General features: G+C 44.3%; 1 protein-coding gene. It reads right to left on the bottom strand.

Annotation, left to right across the window (positions count from 1 at the left end):
• The coding region (locus tag B3V56_RS14170) for an ATP-dependent DNA helicase (RefSeq protein WP_289284447.1) at positions 1–1009 on the bottom strand (1009 nt) is incomplete at both ends.

Raw genomic sequence — 1009 nt, 5'->3', positions numbered from 1 at the left:
TCGGGTTGGATGGCTCAACTGGAATCGTCGGCATATAAAGCAAGCTTTGTTTGCCATAATCAAATGGACTTTGCCAGCTGGCTGTCACCGGATCTTCCAAACCTAGCTGATGAGTGAAGTTATTAAACTTGCCTGCTACCGTGAGTGTGGCTGAAGTGAAGACCCAAGCCTGTGGTTTATCTTTTATCCAGGCTTGGAAATACTGGCTGACTTCTTGTGGCGTGGCATGCAAAATAAAACTCGAATTACGGTTGTCCAGCCATAAAACTAAGTCTGTTTGTTCGTTTTGCTGAAATATGGACAAACGTTCAATCAAATCCTGACAGCGTTGGTAACATTGTTCTAAGCCTCTGCCCCGCTCGGAAGCTGCATCGAGTTGAATTTCTAATTTCTCTAATGATTCTAGTAAGATATCGAGCTTTTCTATAATATCTTGTGACTTTTCTAACACGGGTTGCCAGGGAACGCGTTGCTCATGTTCACCCAAAGATAGATTAAATTGATGTAAGCGATTATCTAATTGTTCTGCCGCAGTGCGGATATCGTTCATATCCGTTGCTTCAGCTTCCATTTCACGGATACTGTCTCGGCTTAACTCCTGGAGTTGATGACTGCTGACTCGATGGCCGAGGAATTGACTGGCAATGGCAGGGAGTTGATGAGCTTCATCTATAATATACGCATCGGCATCAGGTAAAACCTCGCCCTGACCAGATGATTTTAGTGCCATATCTGACATTAATAAATGATGATTCACCACGACAATGTCGGCTTCCTGTGCTTTACGTCTCGCTTCAACAATAAAGCATTCATCGTATTGAGGACATTGCTGCCCAAGACAATTATCAACCGTTGACGTCACTTTGGGCCACAACGGCGAGTTTTCTTCTAATAAATCCGTTTCACTTAAATCACCTGTGGTTGTTTTACCGCCCCACTCACGCAAGGTTTGCAAGGTGTGTTGATGGTATTGCTGACCGGGTTCAGATTCAGCTAATTCCAGACGGTG

The sequence above is a fragment of the Methylophaga sp. UBA2513 genome (assembly GCF_002341285.1).
In the GTDB taxonomy this organism is placed as follows: Bacteria; Pseudomonadota; Gammaproteobacteria; order Nitrosococcales; family Methylophagaceae; genus Methylophaga; species Methylophaga marina.
Note: the sequence above shows the minus strand (reverse complement) of the source record. Positions and strands in the feature narration are given on the sequence as shown.